19 protein-coding genes are annotated in these 18858 nt (G+C 38.8%); 13 read left to right on the top strand and 6 right to left on the bottom strand.

Annotation, left to right across the window (positions count from 1 at the left end):
* Window positions 1–13: 13 nt before the first annotated feature.
* From AC04Q1_RS15255 to AC04Q1_RS15210, 10 genes are all read left to right on the top strand, one after another.
* On the top strand, window positions 14–268 hold the full coding sequence (locus AC04Q1_RS15255) for a hypothetical protein (protein WP_478365444.1): 255 nt from the start codon (window positions 14–16) through the stop codon (window positions 266–268).
* A gap of 57 nt (window positions 269–325) precedes the next feature.
* On the top strand, window positions 326–481 hold the full coding sequence (locus AC04Q1_RS15250; protein ID WP_478365443.1) for a hypothetical protein: 156 nt from the start codon (window positions 326–328) through the stop codon (window positions 479–481).
* Between the two features lie 94 nt (window positions 482–575).
* The gene (rpmB, locus tag AC04Q1_RS15245; protein WP_025145121.1) at window positions 576–809 is read left to right on the top strand and encodes a 50S ribosomal protein L28; all 234 of its coding nucleotides are present in this window, start codon (window positions 576–578) and stop codon (window positions 807–809) included.
* 44 nt (window positions 810–853) lie between these two features.
* Window positions 854–1036 carry a 50S ribosomal protein L33 gene (rpmG, locus tag AC04Q1_RS15240; protein ID WP_010599807.1) on the top strand — a complete coding sequence of 61 codons (183 nt, stop codon included), beginning with the start codon at window positions 854–856 and terminating at the stop codon, window positions 1034–1036.
* 88 nt (window positions 1037–1124) lie between these two features.
* Complete coding sequence (locus AC04Q1_RS15235; RefSeq protein ID WP_010599808.1) at window positions 1125–1280, top strand: DUF4295 domain-containing protein; 156 nt, start codon at window positions 1125–1127, stop codon at window positions 1278–1280.
* Window positions 1281–1364: 84 nt separating this feature from the next.
* Entirely contained in the window at window positions 1365–2327 is a 963-nt protein-coding gene (gene ftsY, locus AC04Q1_RS15230; RefSeq protein WP_316845713.1) for a signal recognition particle-docking protein FtsY, read from the top strand.
* 106 nt (window positions 2328–2433) lie between these two features.
* A complete protein-coding gene (locus AC04Q1_RS15225; RefSeq protein WP_478365442.1) occupies window positions 2434–2643 on the top strand; it encodes a GxxExxY protein in 210 nt (69 codons plus the stop codon).
* A gap of 56 nt (window positions 2644–2699) precedes the next feature.
* Window positions 2700–2807, top strand: a complete 108-nt coding sequence (locus AC04Q1_RS15220; protein ID WP_478365559.1) for a GxxExxY protein — start codon at window positions 2700–2702, stop codon at window positions 2805–2807.
* An 82-nt stretch (window positions 2808–2889) separates the two neighbouring features.
* Entirely contained in the window at window positions 2890–4221 is a 1332-nt protein-coding gene (gene rimO / locus AC04Q1_RS15215; protein ID WP_478365441.1) for a 30S ribosomal protein S12 methylthiotransferase RimO, read from the top strand.
* A 176-nt stretch (window positions 4222–4397) separates the two neighbouring features.
* Window positions 4398–4895 (top strand): hypothetical protein, encoded by a 498-nt coding sequence (locus AC04Q1_RS15210; RefSeq protein WP_478365440.1) that lies wholly within the window; start codon window positions 4398–4400, stop codon window positions 4893–4895.
* 69 nt (window positions 4896–4964) lie between these two features.
* Here AC04Q1_RS15210 and AC04Q1_RS15205 read toward each other — a convergent pair whose 3' ends face one another.
* The 3 genes from AC04Q1_RS15205 to AC04Q1_RS15195 all read right to left on the bottom strand — a co-directional run bounded on the left by AC04Q1_RS15205 (window position 4965) and on the right by AC04Q1_RS15195 (window position 10003).
* Window positions 4965–5309, bottom strand: a complete 345-nt coding sequence (locus AC04Q1_RS15205) for a hypothetical protein (RefSeq protein ID WP_478365439.1) — start codon at window positions 5307–5309, stop codon at window positions 4965–4967.
* Between the two features lie 106 nt (window positions 5310–5415).
* Window positions 5416–7923: a 3-keto-alpha-glucoside-1,2-lyase-like domain-containing protein gene (locus tag AC04Q1_RS15200; RefSeq protein ID WP_478365438.1), complete on the bottom strand. Its 2508-nt coding sequence runs from the start codon at window positions 7921–7923 to the stop codon at window positions 5416–5418.
* A 34-nt stretch (window positions 7924–7957) separates the two neighbouring features.
* Window positions 7958–10003 carry a glycoside hydrolase family 127 protein gene (locus AC04Q1_RS15195; protein WP_478365437.1) on the bottom strand — a complete coding sequence of 682 codons (2046 nt, stop codon included), beginning with the start codon at window positions 10001–10003 and terminating at the stop codon, window positions 7958–7960.
* 159 nt (window positions 10004–10162) lie between these two features.
* On the opposite strand from AC04Q1_RS15195, the gene AC04Q1_RS15190 reads away from it, so the two are divergent.
* The gene (locus tag AC04Q1_RS15190) at window positions 10163–11023 is read left to right on the top strand and encodes an AraC family transcriptional regulator (protein WP_478365436.1); all 861 of its coding nucleotides are present in this window, start codon (window positions 10163–10165) and stop codon (window positions 11021–11023) included.
* 17 nt (window positions 11024–11040) lie between these two features.
* Here AC04Q1_RS15190 and AC04Q1_RS15185 read toward each other — a convergent pair whose 3' ends face one another.
* From AC04Q1_RS15185 to AC04Q1_RS15175, 3 genes are all read right to left on the bottom strand, one after another.
* On the bottom strand, window positions 11041–12042 hold the full coding sequence (locus AC04Q1_RS15185; RefSeq protein WP_478365435.1) for an NAD(P)H-dependent glycerol-3-phosphate dehydrogenase: 1002 nt from the start codon (window positions 12040–12042) through the stop codon (window positions 11041–11043).
* Window positions 12043–12161: 119 nt separating this feature from the next.
* Window positions 12162–13502, bottom strand: a complete 1341-nt coding sequence (locus AC04Q1_RS15180; protein WP_478365434.1) for an efflux RND transporter periplasmic adaptor subunit — start codon at window positions 13500–13502, stop codon at window positions 12162–12164.
* A gap of 80 nt (window positions 13503–13582) precedes the next feature.
* A complete protein-coding gene (locus tag AC04Q1_RS15175) occupies window positions 13583–14932 on the bottom strand; it encodes a TolC family protein (protein WP_478365433.1) in 1350 nt (449 codons plus the stop codon).
* 74 nt (window positions 14933–15006) lie between these two features.
* Between AC04Q1_RS15175 and AC04Q1_RS15170 the strand changes: the two genes are divergently transcribed.
* Both AC04Q1_RS15170 and AC04Q1_RS15165 read left to right on the top strand, forming a co-directional pair.
* Complete coding sequence (locus AC04Q1_RS15170) at window positions 15007–15624, top strand: polysaccharide deacetylase family protein (RefSeq protein WP_478365432.1); 618 nt, start codon at window positions 15007–15009, stop codon at window positions 15622–15624.
* Window positions 15625–16061: 437 nt separating this feature from the next.
* A complete protein-coding gene (locus AC04Q1_RS15165) occupies window positions 16062–18827 on the top strand; it encodes a bifunctional aconitate hydratase 2/2-methylisocitrate dehydratase (protein ID WP_478365431.1) in 2766 nt (921 codons plus the stop codon).
* Window positions 18828–18858 lie beyond the last annotated feature (31 nt).

Raw genomic sequence — 18858 nt, 5'->3', positions numbered from 1 at the left:
CAAAACGTTAATAATGCTTGCTTTATTTTTATCCATTTCTTATGTAGCCAGTTCTGCCGAAAAATCTTTCCCGGTGCTTACAGATACCTTAAAAAAGACTGGGCAATATGTGTTATTTAGCAAAACAGCAAATATTGAAGATGTTACCTTGACTAAGAACAAAAAGTCTAAAGATCAGATTTTATACATCAAAATTGGTTTCACAAAAACAGAGTCAAATTCCAATGCTGTTAAAACAGCCGTCCTACAAGGCAATAAACAGTATTAGGATGCCAATAACCCAACCATTTCTGAAGTTAAAATTTTGAACGGTAAATATGAAGATATGAAAGCAGAAACAGTTACCAAAACGTCAACACTTTATATGTTAACAGGTTTAGCATTTCCTTTACGTTTAAACATAATGTTTATGGGCGAAACTCTTGATTTTGAGCTTTTAGAACCCGGCAAGTGGGATGTTGACTTAATTTTAAAAAAATAAATGGAACTCTCTTGTCGTTTACAATTATTATTCAGATATTTGCACACTCTTAAAAAAATTAAGCGGACGTATTAAACAACTATATTTACAAGTCATGTCAAGAGTTTGTGATTTAACAGGAAAAAAAGCAATGGTAGGTAACAACGTTTCTCACTCGAACGTTAAAACCAAACGCAAATTTTACCCAAACCTACAACTTCAGAAATTTTATATTCCTGAAGAAAACCGTTGGATTACGTTGAAAGTTTCTACTTCAGCGATTAAAACCATCAATAAAGTGGGCATTAGCGAAGCAATTAACCGTTTCGTAAAAAAAGGATTTTTGTAAAAAACATTAACTGTTGAGATTAACAGTTTTCAATTTATATTAAAATGGCAAAAAAAGGTAACAGAGTTCAGGTTATTTTAGAATGTACTGAACATAAAGAAAGTGGCATGCCGGGTATGTCTAGATATATTTCTACCAAAAACCGTAAAAACACTACAGAAAGATTAGAATTGAAAAAATTCAATCCAGTGTTGAGAAAAGTAACCGTACATAAAGAGATTAAATAAGATTGATGGTGTAAAGGTAGAAGGTTGAGGGTATATCCCTTTTACTCATTCTATTCATCTATCATTAAATCATTAAATTTATAAGAACATGGCAAAGAAAGTAGTTGCAACCCTTAAAACAGGTACAGGTAAAGAATATTCGAAAGTAATTACAATGGTAAAATCACCTAAAACTGGTGCTTACTCATTCAAAGAACTTATCGTACACAACGACCACGTAAAAGATGCTATTGCATCTAAATAAGGTTAATATTTTTTAATATTAAAAATATTAAAGGCCGTTCCGTTTTAACCGGAAGGGCTTTTTTTGTTATATAAAAATTTAGATATGGGTTTATTCGATTTTTTCAAAAAGAAAGAAACTGCACCTGAGGCTCAGGAAGCATTGGATAAAGGTTTAGAGAAAACCAAAGACGGTTTCTTTAATAAAATCACCAAAGCTGTTGCAGGAAAATCTTCTGTTGATGATGAAGTGCTCGATAATCTGGAGGAAGTTTTGGTTACTTCTGATGTTGGCGTAAGCACTACATTAAAAATTATCAAACGTATCGAAGAACGTGTAGCCAAAGACAAATATCTCAATACTTCTGAGCTAAACTTTATACTCCGTGATGAGATCCAGTTGCTTTTGTCGGAAAACAATAGCAACGATTTCCGCCAGTTCGAATACGGCGATCATAAACCATATGTAATTATGGTGGTTGGTGTAAATGGCGTAGGTAAAACCACTACGATCGGAAAACTGGCGCATAAACTGAAAGAATCTGGACTTAAAGTTGTTTTAGGTGCTGCCGATACTTTTAGGGCCGCAGCTGTTGATCAGATAAAACTTTGGGGCGAACGTGTTGGGGTAAGAGTGGTTGCACAGGCCATGGGCTCAGATCCTGCTTCAGTAGCTTTTGATACCCTACAATCGGCGGTTGCCAACGGCGAAGATGTAGTGATTATCGATACTGCCGGACGTTTACACAACAAAATCGGCTTAATGAACGAGCTGGGCAAAATTAAACAGGTGATGCAAAAGGTTGTACCTAATGCGCCGCACGAAATCCTGCTGGTACTGGATGCTTCAACCGGACAAAATGCCTTTGAACAGTGTAAACAGTTTACCGAAGCTACCGATGTAAACGCCTTGGCCATTACAAAGTTGGATGGGACAGCAAAAGGTGGTGTGGTAATTGGAATTTCAGATCAGTTCAGGATACCGGTTAAATATATTGGTGTAGGAGAAAAAATAGGCGACTTACAGCTTTTTGACAAGAAAGAGTTTGTGAACAGTTTGTTTAAATAACACTTCGTGGGAGTGGGTTGATTCCATAGAGTATTTAAGCCTCAGGTTCACTTCGTGGTTGATTTCACAGATTACAGGATTACACAGATTTTTATTAATTTCCATAATGGAAGAATATGAAAATCATGAGCTTACCAAAATTATAATCGGTTGTTGCTACAGTGTCCACACGCAGTTGGGTCCAGGCTTCTTAGAGAAAATTTATGTAAACGCATTTAAAATTAAACTTCAACAAGCTGGATTGAAGTTTGATATTGAGAAGGAGTTTATAGTGATGTTTGAAGATCAAATGATCGGCAAGTTTAGATGTGATTGAGTAGTAGAACAAAAAGTAATAGTCGAGCTAAAACCAGTAACTGGATACCAACCTAAATTATTTCAAACCAGCTTATCTCTTATTTGAAAGCCAGCAAAATTAAAACTGGATTATTGATTAACTTTGGCAACACAAGTTGTGAGGTCAAAAGGATATCAGTATAATCCTTTAAAATATCCACATGATAATCTGTGGAATCGCTAAATCTGTGAAATCATACCGCAGGAAAGTGTAAATAAAATTGATATGAATACCAAATTAGCAAGAAGTAAAAGCGCAATCAAACAGCCTAAAATCAATGTCATTACATTAGGTTGTTCTAAAAACATATACGATTCGGAAGTATTGATGGGGCAGTTACGTGGCAACAATTTAAACGTTGTGCACGAATCAGACAAGATGGGTAAAGACGATATTGTGGTGATCAATACCTGCGGTTTTATCGATAATGCCAAACAGGAGTCAATTGATACCATTCTACAGTTCAGCGAACTGAAAGAAGCCGGTAAAATCGGCAAAGTAGTGGTTACAGGTTGTTTATCTGAGCGCTACAAACCCGAACTGGAATCAGAAATTACAAATGTTGATGCTTTTTTCGGCACAAACGACCTACAGAATATATTACACGAACTGGGTGCTAATTACAAACATGAACTGATCGGCGAGCGTTTGTTAACAACGCCATCTCATTTCGCCTATTTCAAAATTGCTGAGGGCTGTAACCGCCCTTGTTCTTTCTGCGCCATTCCATTAATGCGTGGCAAGCACTTAAGCAAGCCAATGGAAGAATTGGTTAATGAAGCTAAGATCTTGGCTAAAAACGGCACAAAAGAACTGATTTTGATCGCTCAGGATCTTACCTATTATGGTTTAGACCTTTATGGTGTGCGTAAGTTAGATGAATTGATGCGCCGTTTATCAGATGTTCCGGGTATCGAGTGGATCCGTTTACAATACGCCTACCCTTCTGGTTTCCCAATGGAAATTTTAGATGCCATGAACGAGCGCGATAACATCTGTAAATATCTGGATATGCCATTGCAGCACATCACAGATAACATGCTAAAATCAATGCGCCGTGGCACAACCAAACAAAAAACCATCGATTTAGTAAACCAGATCAGGGATAAAGTACCAAATATCGCTATGCGTACTACTTTAATCTGTGGTTATCCAGGCGAAACAGAACACGATTTCGAAGAAATGAAAGAATGGGTTGCCGAAACTAAATTCGACCGTTTAGGATGTTTCACTTATTCACACGAAGAAAAAACACATGCCCATACTTTAGTTGATGATATTCCTGATGAAGTAAAACAACAACGTGTAGATGATATCATGGAAATTCAACAAGGTATTTCTTTCGATATTAACCAGGAAAAAGTAGGTAAAACCTTTAAAGTACTGGTGGATAAAAAAGAAGGCGGTTTCTTCGTAGGCAGAACCGAATTTGATTCGCCCGAGGTTGATAATGAAGTTTTGATTGATGCAGCTACGGGTTATGCCGCTAACGGAAGTTTTGTGAATGTAAAAATCGACAGGGCTGAAGATTTCGACCTGTACGGAACAATAGTTTAAAAACGTTAAAAAATATTAAGGCCCGGGAACAATATTTCCGGGCTTTTTTGCTATATACAGATTTAAGTGATGTATTGTAGCGAATCCGGCTCCATATGCGTTTAAGCTAAAAACCAGATATAAAGCTGTTATCATTAATCATTTAACGCTTCATCTTCTTTAAACAAAATATTCAGATGAAAAAAACGCTAATCGTGCTCATGGTGATCTTTATTGCCAACTTAGGATGTAAAAAAATAACGGATGATGCACTCTGTGCCTGTTCGCCAATTAGTTACGATACCACTTTAGGCCTGGTGATTAAAAATAGTGCAGCTGTAGATCTGCTAAATCCTAAAACTGCAGGTTACTTTAATAAAAGTCAGATACAGCTTTATTCGAAGGATGCAAACAATGTAATTACACAGATCAGTTTTGATATCCGCCAGCCATTTACATATACCGATAACTTAAAAATGGATTATTATCAGCTCTTTTCAAATGAAATAGGGCTTCGGGCCAAGAGTATTGAAAATACATTTTATCTTAAACTTGGCGAGAAGCTTTATGAGCTTAACTTAAAAGTGAATGATCGCGCGGTTGAAAAATTACTGATCGATAAAGTTGATGCACCTAAAGAAATTCCGAACATTAACAGTCAGTACCTCAATAGCATTTATACCTTAAAGATTTAATAAAATAATAACTTTTACATCAACTGATTGCATAAAAAAACCCGATGAATGTCATCGGGTTTTTTTATATTATTTTTTAGGCTCAGGTCTGTTTTTAATCTGACTAGGTTTTAACCAGATTTTAGCACCTTTAGAGTTTACATAATATTTTTCATTTTTTGAATTGATGTAAACATCCGTTCCATCTGGTGCCATTTTACCCTTCCAGGTTTTATCAGCTACTTTCGAACCGCCTTTTACGGCAACTTCGGCGGTTTTATTACCCACCGATTTAGCGCCTTTACCTATTGCTTTTCCTGTATGATCTAATGCCTTACCCACCTCAGTTTTTTTCTTTTCTTGAGCATTTACATTTAGGGCTGCACCGCCAAACAAGGCAAGCGTTAATAAACCCATTACTACTTTCTTTTTCATGACAGCTATATTTTTATTTAAGACTATAACAGTCAGTTAAGTGATTTGTTTTTAATTCGATGTAGATAAAATTCCAATAATTCCTTATAGCAGTTACCGCCGTGATTTAATCTTTTGAAAAATGCAATATGGTGTACGAAAAAGGCAGGAATTTATACCCGGGGCTATTGGCAGACAAGGTAATTTTCGAATATTGTGTCTGGTATTCTTTTTGATTTCTTACGGTGTTATAAGCATCCAGGTTTCCTGATAATGTTGAAACCCTGACCTCATTATTTCTATTTTCAAAACCAGCAAATTCAAGGTAAGCATTTATCGCATTTGCTGTAGTATTCACCACATACAAAATCAATGTTTTTCCATTTTCACTTTTTGCAGCGCTTACATCCAGTGCTCCATTGACTGATGTGTTGATCCGCAAGGGCAAGTGACTTTCTGCCTGCATTTTTTGTGCATAATAGGGTGGCATGCCCCAAGCCTGATCTGATGTAAAAAAAATCTGTCCCTGGTCCCAGTCATTATCGTTTTGCCGGTCGGGCTGTAAGGCATTAGCCGGACTTGAAGTTAATACATCTTCGCTATGCTTTCTGATGGCATTCATATTTGTAGCGTGGCCAAGGGCGCGTTGTATACCGTGTTTACTTCCATTCTCTTCAAAAACGGCAATTTTCATTTTGGTATCGGGATCCCATTTTCTAAAACTGGCCAACATGCCGCTCAATTGCCTGTCGGTTTCCACACCTGCTGAGGGATCGTCGCCGCCAACATGAAGATCCCAGTAATCGGCCTTACCGTTTAATTCCTTAAAAACATATTCCATGTTTGGCGAGTCGGGTCGCCACCAAGCCGCACTCACGAATTTCAGGGAAGCATCCTTTTGGTGCATTGCATTATTCAATACCTTAAAACGCTGAACATATTCTTCGTAAGCAGCTTTGCTATCTCCGTTAAATATTACCTCTTCATTGCCAATTTCGATGTATTTAACGCCATAAGGCTTGGGATGGCCGTTGCTGGCCCGTTTTGCGCCCCACACGGTTTTCACATCGCCATTGAGATATTCTACCATATCGGCCATATCTTCGGGCGTTTCATAAATATTAACTGCAAAACAAGGTGTTATTTTCGTCTGCTCACAAAATCTGAGAAACTCTTCTATCCCAAAGCCATTTGAGGTATACCAGTTCCAATGACCGCGATAGGGCGCCCTTTGATCGCGATCACCAATCATATTCTTGAACTTATAGTCTGGTGCATTTACCATTGTTCCGGCATAGCGTAAAAAAGTTAACCCTTGCGAAACCAGCATTTTTCCAATGTCGTCCCTTATTGGCAATCCTTTAAACTGCTCTGTTCCAGTCCCCATTAATACCACCTGATCGATCCACAGTTTTCCTTTAGCACTAAGATAAATGGCTAAGCGGGCATGCGCATCTGCTGTATTTGTGGTAAGGTTAAACGCACATTTCTTCCAGTCCTTTCCAACACCATTAACCTTATACTGTGCATAGGTTTTGCTTCCATCGCTATTTTCTAATGCGATTGTAACTGGTCCTGCTGTAACCCCTTTAAGATATACTCTTCCCTGGAATAACTGATTCTTTTTTACGGCAATGCCCCAGCGGTTTAGACTTCGGTTGGCTATGCCAATTTTACCTACCCCACTGATAAAATTGATCACCTGCGAATTTTTGCCATTGTAAGCTGATGTGGTATCAAGTTTAAAGCCCGCCCTGGCATTTTTGCTATTGATCAAATCCCAGTTATAGCTCATTTCTTCATTTGCCGGGTTAACCAGTTTTAACCGCTGGCTTCCCTCTTGATCTGATAGATCAATATTTCTGAATTCCATATCCGATTTCCAGGTGCGTAAACCGATCTTACCCGACAGGATAGGCCTGTCTTCATCGATAAACGAAAGCACTTTTTTACCGTTTAACGAAACATCGATCTGTTTACCTGTTAAAAGCACCCGTACCTTATTCCAATCCTGTGGCGAGAAACTAACCGCTGTTTCTTTTAACAGCTTAAAGTTTTGCTGGTGTTTACCAAGTGTTATTTTTTTACCATCGGCAGCCAAACTCACTTCATAACCATCAAAGGCATCATCTCCTACCCCTTCGTTCGAAACACGAAAAATTAATCCTCCAGCATCACCTTTATTTGTAAATCTGATTTCGGCTTCAACCTCTCCATCAGCAATCATTTTAGGCTCATAGATGAGCTTTGCGCTATGATCGGGCTCCACGCCAACGTGATGCACACCATTCATCAGTACAATGCTTTGTGTATTCCTACCTGGCTTTATCGAAACGACACCCTGCTCTCCTGTCCAAAAACCCGAATACTTACGCCATTGGTTAAAATTTACACCTGTATTTGGTTCTTCAAAACTTTCGCCGAAAATACGTTGGTCATAGAAACCGCCATAAATTTCGTGGTTTACATCTTCGATATTTGAACCATAAATAAGTAGGCTGATTTTGTTCTCAATCTTATCAGCATTGATCTTGATCGTGGTATTTTGCGAAAATAATCTCGCCGGGGCACAAAATCCCAGTACTGCAATCGCAAAAACGGTTTTCAGTACGGAAGGACAGTTAAATTTATTCATTATATTTTTTCCTCGTGAAGGCTATAGCTACAGATTATTTTTCCAACCAAACTTTATAGGGATATACGCCACGGTTACCAATGGCATAAAATGGGATAGCGGTAAAATTTACCTCTTTAAGATTATCCGTCATTTTACCAGAAATCACATTCACACCATTTGCAATTTCAGATTTGTATTGAGGTGTTAGCATTGAATTACCTGTTAAATGAAATCCATCTATCCCGGTATTGTCTACACCTTCTAAGGCATAAACCAGGGGGCCAGCTGCAATTGCCGTTTTCCCACTAATGGTTTTTACCAACTCATTTGGTACCACCAGCCTCGGTTCTACAGGAAGATCAAGTTCGATGATATCACCTTTTTTCCACTTGCGGTTTATGGATACGTAACCATTTGTAGGCTTTACCTCGACTGCATGACCATTAACTTTTAAACTTATCTGCTCCTTAATGTTCGAATGGTATAAATCAAAGGGATTTTCATTGCCCATTGCCCAACCTGGAATCCTCACAGCAATGTTAAAGGTTGTAGATTTGGCTGGATTAACATTGACTTGTATCCCACCTTTCCAGGGATACGAAGTAACCTGTTTAATCACTACATCTGTATTTTTTAGGCTTAGTTTTGCATCGCTACCGATAAACAGATTGACAAAGATTGTACTTTCATCTTGCCCATAAATATATTGTGGCAACGCACCGATCATTTTAAGGAACATTGGCGGGCAGCAAGGGCAGCCATGCCAGTTCCAGCGCTTTCGGTCTTTAGAAATCAAAGGGTTTTCATAGTGGTAATGCTGGCCATCTGCAGCAACACTCGACAGCATGTTGTTGTAAATTACACGTTCAAATTCATCCATATATTTCCCATCGGCGAATACAGCGTTCATCTGCTGGCTAAAAAAAGCAGAGCCGACGGAAGCACAGGTTTCGAGGTAAGCAGATTCGGGAAGAAAATAATCTGCGCCAAATTTCTCATCATCGGCAATCGCGCCTTCACCTCCGGTAATGAACATGCGTTTACCGATCATATTGTCCCAATAGTGATTGGCTGTATTTAAATACCTTTGATCGTGGTCATATCCGCCCACTTCAGTTATTGCCGTTGCCAGTAATGTTGCACGTACCGCGTGTCCTTCAATTGTTTTTTGTTCGAAAACCGGGATATGATCCTGATTGTAGCTGCCAAAACTCTGCCTCTTGCGGCTTCCGTCAGCATCGGCAAAAACACCGCGCTTTTCAATCCAATATTTAACGATCGCGTGATAATCATCTTCCTTTACAGAAACACCCAATTTCGTTTTCAGGTTAGGATGCGTTTTAAACAATACATAAAGTTTAAAAAATGCTTCTTCGGGTCCGGCATGGGCTGGTATCACATTAAGCTTAGGTGCATCGCCCATTACTTTGGTTACATAGTTTGCCATTTTTACCGCAACCCCCAAAAGTTTTGTTTTTCCGGTAGCGTTATAATAGTGGATACCTGCTTCTACCAACATCCCGGCATTATACACGTCATGCTGCCATCTGTCATCTCCGCCGTTCAGTCCCCATCGCTGTGTTGGTCTGTTTAAGGTAGTATAGGTATTAATATATCCTTCGGGATCAGCATTTTGTGCGGCCGCAATACGGTCGATATACGCATCCATCTTTTTTTCGAGTTTGGCATCAGGATAAGAAATCAATAAATCGGCACCTCCCCTAAGGGTTTCGTACACCAGACCATCATACCACGGCGGACCGTCACTTGTACCAATTGCCTTTTTCCCCTGGGCAACAAGATCAAAATTTAAAAATGCATTGCGGGTCCTCCCACGTTCGGCCTTTTCTTTAATCATATCATCCAGATCAGGTTCATATTTTCCTTCTAGTTTATCCAAAACATCATAAATCGTTTTACTATGCCAAACCTTTAATTTAGGCGACCAAAAGCCATCGCTTATTTTTACTGCACTTAATTGAACCGGTTCTATCTGGTGGGTATTTATGACATTCTTATTTTGTGCAACACACAACATTCCGGTAAAAAGTAATGCCGGGGTAAATAGTCTTCCTATAGTTTGAATATGAATACGCATCGTTTATTTTTGGTTATATCAAATATTACTAATTTAGTCAAAAATACAGGCCATTATCGTAAAATAATTGCGCGCATTTGATCTGTTTTGATACTAAATTGATTTTTTATTAAGCTTAATTTATAAAATAACCCAAATCTATTATCCGACCAATACAAGATGAAATTATTTACCGAAACAATTATTAAGGGCGATAAGCTTTTTGTACTCAAGGAAGAAACTTTTCCATATAACGACTTTCCACTTCACATCCATCCCGAATATGAACTGATACTGGTTTTAAAAAGCAGCGGTAAAAGGTATGTTGGTGATAGTATTGATACCTTTTCATCAGGCGATCTTTGCTTCTTCGGACCAAATTTACCACACACTTTTTATAATAAACATCTTCCCGACAATAGAGACGTGCATCAGGTAGTGATCCAGTTTAATGAGGATATGTTTGGCGCAGGTTTTTTCGACAAACCGCAGTTTAGTGCGATAAAAGGGCTTTTTGAACGTTCGTTACACGGAGTCTGTTTCAAGGGAACGGTTCGCGACAAAGCGACCCAAAAGATCAAAGAAATGTTGACAGCTGATGAAGCAGAATCGGCGGCAAATCTGATATCTATTCTGAATATGCTTGGCAGATCAAGTGAATACGAACTGCTTTCTCATTATGATTATAAATCGCATGCCATCCACCGTGATACGGAAAGGATGAGCAGGGTTTATCATTATCTGCTTGATAACTTTAAGCGGGATATCCCGCTCGGCGAAATTGCATCCATTGCGAATCTTTCGGAAGAAGCCTTTTGCCGCTACTTTAAAAAGCATACCCGAAAAACACATTCCGAATTTATGAATGAACTGCGGATCAGCTACGCCTGTAGGTTATTGCAGCAGAAACGTTTGAGCATTCTCGATGTCTGCTTTGAAAGTGGTTACAAAAACATCTCCTATTTTAACCGTCAGTTTAAGTTACAAATGGAAACTTCGCCCCTAAAGTATCAAAAAAAGAAGTTTTTCGACGATCTTTAGTACAGGGCCATGAAAAATTAATTCAGCTTTTCTGCGAGTAATTTCATTTCGATATGTGGTGAACGGTTTTCATAAAGGATACCATAAACTGCCTTACAGATTGGCATATCGACGTTGTATGCCTGGTTTTTGATATGCATACATTTTACCGCATAATAACCTTCGGCAATCATATTCATTTCTAACTGAGCCGATTTTACCGTGTATCCTTTTCCTACCATGTTGCCAAAAGTACGGTTGCGGCTAAATTGCGAATAGGCTGTTACCAATAAATCTCCGAGGTATGCAGACTCTTTAATATCGCGGTTAATGGGATGTACGGCATCTACGAAGCGTTTGATTTCTCGGATGGCATTACTGATCAATACAGCCTGAAAGTTATCGCCATAACCTATACCATGGCAAATTCCGCTGGCCACCGCATAGATGTTTTTTAAAACCGCAGCATATTCGGTACCGAAAATATCATCGGATACATTTGTTTTAATGTACCGGGTATTCAAAAAAGAAGCGAATGTACCGGCTTGTGCAACCTCGGTACAGGCAATGGTTAAGTACGACAATTTTTCTAAAGCTACCTCTTCGGCATGGCACGGGCCACTCACCACCAAAATATCATGGTATGGGATGCCATAGTTTTCGTGCATAAATTCGCCAATAATCAGGTTATCTTCAGGAACAATCCCTTTAATCGCAGAAACAATTTTTTTGCCTTTTAAATCTTCCGCCGTAATAGAAGATAAAGTGTTTTTTAAAAATGCCGCCGGAACATTTAATATGACAAAATCGGCAGATTTTATAATGGCGTTGATATCAGACGAAATGTGATCATCTTGAGTAAGCTTAATCTCAACAGAACTGATATAATTGGGGTTGTGTTTAAATTTTTTAATATGCGTTATGGCTGCCTCATTGCGCATCCACCAAAAAATTTCCTTTTCAGCTAAATTATCTGCAAGCATTTTCACAATGGCAGTCGCCCAGCTCCCGCCCCCTATCATCGCTATTTTAGGTACCATGATTATAAAAAAGGTTTAAGGTAAAAGGTGTAAGGTTTAGGGTTCAGACCATTTGCCTTAAACCCTAAACCTTACACCTTAAACAACGCAAGTTACTATTTCTTGCGGGTAATTATAAACTACTTCTTGCCGTCTTTGCTAAACAATTGGTCTTTAGATGTTTTTTCTACAAGCATTCCGTCTTTTAATTTGTTTTGGATGGCAGAATATGGGCCGGTAACGATTTCCTCCCCTGCTTTAACACCAGATTTTACAATTATGAACTGGTCATTCTGGATACCCGTGGTTACCTCTGTCTTTTTAACTTTTTTGGTCTTGGCATCGTAAGCATAAATATATTGCTTTACCTTTTTATCTGTTAATTTAGATTTCTGCTTATCGGTATTTTCCTGGTTACCCTGGTTCTGTGCGGCATCACCAGATTTACTGTTATCCGTAAACACAGCCTGAATAGGAATAGCCAAACCTGTTAATGATTCGCTTTCGATATCAACAGTAGCCGACATACCCGGACGGAAAATAGATTGTTGTTTACCTGCCAGTTCTTCGGTAATTCTGATTTTTACGGAGAAATTGGTTACCTGATCAACCGAAGTGGATACTGCTGTACCAACAGCTGTGGATGAACTTGCGATTTCAGTGACTACGCCTCTAAATTTCTTATCAGAGAAAGCATCAACCTCAATCGACGCTTTATCGCCCACTTTAACACGGGTAATATCGTTTTCGTTCACATCAACGTTAACCTCCATCGATGATAGGTTAGAGATACGCATAATCTCTGTACCTGCCATTTGCGACGTTCCTAAAATACGGTCGCCCAATTCGATTGATAGTTTTGAAACCACTCCGTCAACTGGTGCATAAATGGTTGTTTTAGCTAAGTTGGCACCTGCTTCTTTCACGTTTGCACCGGTTTGTTCTAAGGTAAATTTAGCCCCGGTTACATTTTCTTTTGCACTGGCTAAATTTGCCTTTGCCGTTAAATATGCCGCTTTAGCCGAATCGAATTCTGATGCAGAAATTACCTTTTTGTTAAACAGTTCTACATTACGTTTGTAGGTTGCTTCGGCATTTACGAAGTTGGCCTGATTCTGTATCAATTGTTGTTGTGCTGCAGCCACGCTAGCTTTTTGGGCATTAAAAGTAGCTACAGTTCTTTCGTATCCCGATTGCAAAACATCCGGACGTACTTTACAAAGCAATTGACCAGCTTTAACAATATCGCCTTCTTTAACTTTCAACTCTACTACCTCTCCCGATACCTCAGAACTTAATTTCACCTCTGTTTCTGGCTGTATTTTACCACTTGCGGTTACTGTTTCTACAACAGTTTTATCTGATGCTTTTTCTGTAGTTACTTTTTCGGTTTTATCTCCTCCAATCACTCCTGCCAGTTTTAATATAACTAGAAGAGCTACGATAGCAACTACGGTAATAATAATATGCTTCAGTTTCATAATTTATTGTATTTCGTTTGTTTGTATTAAAGTTGTAATGTTTGAAGATGATTTCAATTTAAGCCCTATTCTTGGTGATATTAAAAAGTAATCTGTTTGCCCAGGTAATAATCAATCACTTTTGCCCTGAACAAAAGATCGTATTTAGCCAGGATAAAATCTATTTCAGCCTTGTTTCTATTGGTTTGCGCAGTGCTATAATCCAAAGAATTAACCAAGCCCACATTATAGCGTTGATCGATTACATAAAAAGCATCTTTTTGAGCCTGGAAAGCATTTTGTGTTGATGAGTATCTGCTCTGCGCGGCACCAAGATCTGCAACCGCCTGATTAATTACTTTTATTAGGTTATTTTTCGAAATCTGTTCATCTGTTTTACGCTGCATCCAGTTAATTTTAGCTTTTCTAACCGCTGATCTGGTGGTGAATCCATTGAAAATCGGAATGGAAATTCCCATACTCACATACTGACCAAAGTTATCTGATAATTGATCGGTGAATTTCGAAATTGGAAAGTTTGAATTAAACTGATAGTAGTAAGCTGATCCCAAACCAGCACCTAAACTAATCTGAGGGAAGAATCCGCCCTTAGCTACGGCAATCCCTTTTTCGGCTGCCTTACTGTTTAACTCTGCTAATTTTATATCAGGGAATGTGGCTAATGCTTGATTATAGATATCGGTAGGTACATAAGCAGTTTGAATATTCCCCATTTCATTAACCAAAGGAGGCTGTACCTTAAAAGTCATTGGGGGTTGAATTTCCATCAACTGGCCTAAAGTTAAATAAGATATGGTCAACTGGTTCTGAGCATTAGTTAAATTAAGCTCTGCTGTTGCCGCCTGCGATTTTGCTTGAGAAATATCCGCCAGCGTTTTATTACCAACATCTAAAAGCGCTTGCTCCCTTTTTAAAGTAGAATTGGCTACATCCAATTGTTGTTTTGTAGCTTTTACCTGATCTTCATTATTTAAAACCTGAAGATAAGCTGTCACCACCTGAAGAATCAGATCATTCTTTACCTTTTCTATATTGGTCTGGTTAGCAGCCAATAAAATTTTGTTCTGTCTGATCTGGTTCAGTTTAGTCCCCCCTTCAAAAAGTGAAACACTCGTACTTACATTTGGACTTAAATTATAATTTTGTGTATTTTCGAATAAACCTGAAACCTGTTGACTTCTACCCCATTGCATCGACTGATTAATGGAACCATTCAGGGTAGGTAAGAGTGCATTTTTAGATTGGCGCACAGTTTCTTCACTCAAAGAAGCACTAAATGCCGCTTGCTTGATGTTTAAATTGTTCTTTAATGTGTTTTCAACAGCTTGTTGAATGCTGATAACTTCTTGAGCTTTAATTTTCTGACTAAAACTTAATGCTACTAATAACGCAGATCCGGTAATTAACTTCTTCTTGGTAAACATCTTCATAATTTGTTTCAAATCTATATAAACAACTTTAATAATTTCAATCTGCACAGGCATTTAGTAACTTTGTTGCTAAAATGTACCTGATCAAATCACCGCTTCTGCTAAAATGGTATTATCCATCGTTATTATGGAATAAATCCCGCACCGAAAAAGTTATTTATTTGACCTTTGACGATGGACCCATACCCAATGTTACAGATTTTGTATTAAAAACTTTGAAAGCTTTCAATGCTAAAGCTACATTTTTTTGCATTGGCGATAATATTGTAAAACACCCCGAGGTTTTTGAACGTGTAAAAAACGACGGACATGCCATCGGCAACCATACTTTTAATCATTTAAAAGGCTGGAAAACCGATGATGAAACCTATCTCCAAAATACGCTGAAATGCCAGAAACTTACACAATCGCATCTCTTTCGCCCACCTTACGGAAGGATTAAGAAGTCGCAAATTTCAAATCTCAAATCTCAGATCTCAAATCTTGACATCATCATGTGGGATGTACTCAGTGGTGATTTCGACATCAATCTCTCACCCGAAAAATGCTTTCAATATGTGATAAAAAATACCGAAAACGGTTCTATTATTGTTTTTCACGATAGTTTAAAAGCATTTGATCGTTTATCCCATACACTCCCTAAAGCATTAGCTTATTTTACCGAAAAAGGTTTCACTTTTTCCACACTCTAGCCTTAAGCCAATCTTATGCCAAGGCCCTAAACACAAATCAAATTACTGTAGACCAGATAATTACTACAGGTAAAGATAAATAACTGTTCAAAATCGCACAAATCTGTCCGATAATGAACGCTTGTGGAAAAACGAAAATAATAAGCGTTTAAAACCACTCGTTAAACCATAAATTCGGCTTCTTTTTTATATGGGGTATTGATTTTTTACGGCACATTAATTAAGTATCATCTGGTTGTTTAGAATAATTCCAAATTACCTAATCACCTGCCTAAATTACATTTAAAGGTTGCTTTTTGTTATTTTTGCTTTGATCTAAAAACTGAGTTTTTATGGTCAAAAACCACAAATTAACATGTAATGACAGTATTCTTTTTGTGTAAGCTTGTGCCTGTTCGTATTGCACAATTTTTAGCAAAAAGAATAAAATAGCCAAGATGAGTATTTATAACGATTATATCCAGGAGATTGAAGAAAGAAAAACACAAGGTCTTCATCCTAAACCCATTGATGGAGCTGAATTATTAGGCGAAATCATCGATCAGATCAAAAATGTAAATAATTTTAACAGAGCAGATGCTGTTAACTTTTTCATATACAACACCCTGCCGGGCACTACCGCAGCAGCTGGTGTAAAAGCAGAATTTTTAAAAGAAATTATCCTGGGCGGAACAATCGTTGCAGAAATCACACCTGATTTTGCTTTTGAATTGTTGTCGCACATGAAGGGTGGGGCTTCTATTAAGGTTTTATTAGACATCGCATTGGCCGATAATGGTGATAAAGCCCATAAAGCTGCAGATGTACTTAAAACACAGGTTTTCTTGTATGATGCCGATACCGACCGCTTAAAAGAAGCTTACAACAACGGCAATGATATTGCTAAAGAAATACTGGAGAGTTATGCCAGGGCCGAATTCTTTACTGAATTGCCTGCCATTGCTGAAGAAATTAAAGTGGTTACCTATATTGCCGGTATTGGCGATATTTCTACTGATTTATTGTCACCGGGCAACCAGGCACACTCCCGTTCAGACCGTGAGCTGCATGGCAAATGCATGATTACGCCGGAGGCCCAGGAAGAAATTCAGGCATTGCAGGCACTACATCCGGATAAAAGCGTGATGCTGGTGGCAGAAAAAGGTACCATGGGCGTAGGTTCTTCACGCATGTCGGGCGTAAACAATGTGGCACTTTGGACAGGTAAACGTTCCAGCCCTTATATCCCATTTGTAAACATCGCCCCAATTGTTGGTGGTACCAATGGGATTTCGCCTATTTTCTTAACCACGGTTGATGTAACTGGTGGTATCGGTATCGACCTTAAAAACTGGGTGAAGAAAACAGATGAAAATGGCAACGTACTGCGTAACGAAAACGATGAACCAATTTTAGAGCAGGTTTACTCCATAGAAACCGGCACGGTACTTACAATCAATACCAAAACTAAAAAATTATATAACGGAGATCAGGAGCTGATTGATATTTCAAAAGCTTTGACACCTCAAAAAGTGGAATTTATCAAAGCAGGTGGTTCTTACGCCATCGTATTTGGTAAAAAAATCCAAACTTTTGCGGCTAAAACTTTAGGTATCGAAGCACCGTTGGTGTTTGCTCCGGCCAAAGAGGTATCTATTGAAGGCCAGGGTTTAACCGCTGTAGAAAAAATATTCAACAGAAACGCAGTTGGCTTAACACAGGGCAAAGTTTTACATGCGGGATCTGATGTCCGTGTAGAAGTAAATATTGTAGGCTCGCAGGATACAACAGGTTTGATGACCGCTCAGGAATTAGAGGCAATGGCTGCTACAGTGATTTCTCCAATTGTTGATGGTGCTTATCAATCAGGTTGCCATACCGCATCTGTTTGGGATAAAAAAGCACAGGCCAACATCCCTAAACTGATGAAGTTTATGAATGATTTTGGCGTGATTACTGCCCGCGACCCTAAAGGTGAATATCATGCGATGACCGACGTTATCCACAAGGTATTGAACGATATTACGATTGATGAGTGGGCCATCATTATCGGTGGCGACTCGCACACACGTATGTCGAAAGGCGTAGCTTTCGGTGCCGATTCTGGTACGGTTGCCTTAGCACTGGCAACAGGCGAGGCTTCAATGCCAATTCCTGAATCCGTAAAAGTAACCTTCAAAGGTCAGATGAAAGAACACATGGATTTCCGTGATGTAGTTCATGCGACACAATTGCAAATGTTGCAACAGTTTGATGGCGAAAACGTATTCCAGGGCCGTATCATCGAGGTACATATTGGCACTTTATTAGCCGATCAGGCCTTTACCTTTACCGATTGGACCGCAGAGATGAAGGCAAAAGCATCGATCTGTATTTCGCAGGACGATACTTTAATCCAATCTTTAGAAATTGCCAAAAGCCGTATTCAAATCATGATAGATAAAGGTATGGACAACCATAACCAGGTTTTACAGGGTTTGATCAATAAAGCAAACAAACGTATTGAAGAAATTAAAACCGGTATCAAACCAGCTTTAATGCCAGATGACAATGCGAAATACTATGCGGAAGTAGTTATTGATCTGGATATCATCAATGAGCCAATGATTGCCGATCCGGATGTGAACAACGCAGACGTTTCTAAACGTTATACACACGATACCATCCGGGACCTAACTTATTACGGTGGCGATAAAAAAGTAGATCTTGGTTTCGTAGGTTCTTGTATGGTACATAAAGACGATTTGAAAATTGTTTCTCAGATGCTGAGAAATGTAGAAAGCAAAATGGGTACCGTATCCTTCAAAGCACCATTGGTAGTTGCGGCGCCTACTTACAATATCATTGATGAGCTTAAAGCAGAAGGCGACTGGGAATACCTACAAAAATACTCCGGATTTGAGTTTAGCGATGCCCTGCCAAAAAGCTCGGCACGTACAGAATATGAGAACATCATGTACCTGGAACGCCCGGGTTGTAACCTTTGCATGGGTAACCAGGAAAAAGCGGCTAAGGGGGATACTGTAATGGCTACCTCGACACGCCTATTCCAGGGCCGTGTGGTAGAAGATAAAGACGGTAAAAAAGGCGAGTCCTTACTGGCATCTACTCCTGTAGTGGTGCTTTCTGCCATCTTAGGTCGCATTCCAAATATTGAAGAATATAAATTAGCGGTGGAAGGCATTAACTTAACCAAGTTTACCCCTATTTCCACCAAACAATAAGAAACAAATAAACATCTGGTTTGTTAATAAA

This window comes from Pedobacter humicola, from assembly GCF_056490705.1.
The sequence above is the reverse complement of the archived record's forward strand: the minus strand, read 5'-3'. Positions and strand labels throughout refer to the sequence as shown.

Excerpts from the sequence above, each read along its gene's own strand:
- AC04Q1_RS15255 (WP_478365444.1), top strand. The coding sequence starts at position 14 with ATGCTTGCTTTATTTTTATCCATTTCTTATGTAGCCAGTTCTGCCGAA.
- AC04Q1_RS15250 (WP_478365443.1), top strand. The coding sequence starts at position 326 with ATGAAAGCAGAAACAGTTACCAAAACGTCAACACTTTATATGTTAACA.
- rpmB (WP_025145121.1), top strand. The coding sequence starts at position 576 with ATGTCAAGAGTTTGTGATTTAACAGGAAAAAAAGCAATGGTAGGTAAC.
- rpmG (WP_010599807.1), top strand. The coding sequence starts at position 854 with ATGGCAAAAAAAGGTAACAGAGTTCAGGTTATTTTAGAATGTACTGAA.
- AC04Q1_RS15235 (WP_010599808.1), top strand. The coding sequence starts at position 1,125 with ATGGCAAAGAAAGTAGTTGCAACCCTTAAAACAGGTACAGGTAAAGAA.
- ftsY (WP_316845713.1), top strand. The coding sequence starts at position 1,365 with ATGGGTTTATTCGATTTTTTCAAAAAGAAAGAAACTGCACCTGAGGCT.
- AC04Q1_RS15225 (WP_478365442.1), top strand. The coding sequence starts at position 2,434 with ATGGAAGAATATGAAAATCATGAGCTTACCAAAATTATAATCGGTTGT.
- rimO (WP_478365441.1), top strand. The coding sequence starts at position 2,890 with ATGAATACCAAATTAGCAAGAAGTAAAAGCGCAATCAAACAGCCTAAA.
- AC04Q1_RS15210 (WP_478365440.1), top strand. The coding sequence starts at position 4,398 with ATGAAAAAAACGCTAATCGTGCTCATGGTGATCTTTATTGCCAACTTA.
- AC04Q1_RS15205 (WP_478365439.1), bottom strand. The coding sequence starts at position 5,309 with ATGAAAAAGAAAGTAGTAATGGGTTTATTAACGCTTGCCTTGTTTGGC.
- AC04Q1_RS15200 (WP_478365438.1), bottom strand. The coding sequence starts at position 7,923 with ATGAATAAATTTAACTGTCCTTCCGTACTGAAAACCGTTTTTGCGATT.
- AC04Q1_RS15195 (WP_478365437.1), bottom strand. The coding sequence starts at position 10,003 with ATGCGTATTCATATTCAAACTATAGGAAGACTATTTACCCCGGCATTA.
- AC04Q1_RS15190 (WP_478365436.1), top strand. The coding sequence starts at position 10,163 with ATGAAATTATTTACCGAAACAATTATTAAGGGCGATAAGCTTTTTGTA.
- AC04Q1_RS15185 (WP_478365435.1), bottom strand. The coding sequence starts at position 12,042 with ATGGTACCTAAAATAGCGATGATAGGGGGCGGGAGCTGGGCGACTGCC.
- AC04Q1_RS15180 (WP_478365434.1), bottom strand. The coding sequence starts at position 13,502 with ATGAAACTGAAGCATATTATTATTACCGTAGTTGCTATCGTAGCTCTT.
- AC04Q1_RS15175 (WP_478365433.1), bottom strand. The coding sequence starts at position 14,932 with ATGAAGATGTTTACCAAGAAGAAGTTAATTACCGGATCTGCGTTATTA.
- AC04Q1_RS15170 (WP_478365432.1), top strand. The coding sequence starts at position 15,007 with ATGTACCTGATCAAATCACCGCTTCTGCTAAAATGGTATTATCCATCG.
- AC04Q1_RS15165 (WP_478365431.1), top strand. The coding sequence starts at position 16,062 with ATGAGTATTTATAACGATTATATCCAGGAGATTGAAGAAAGAAAAACA.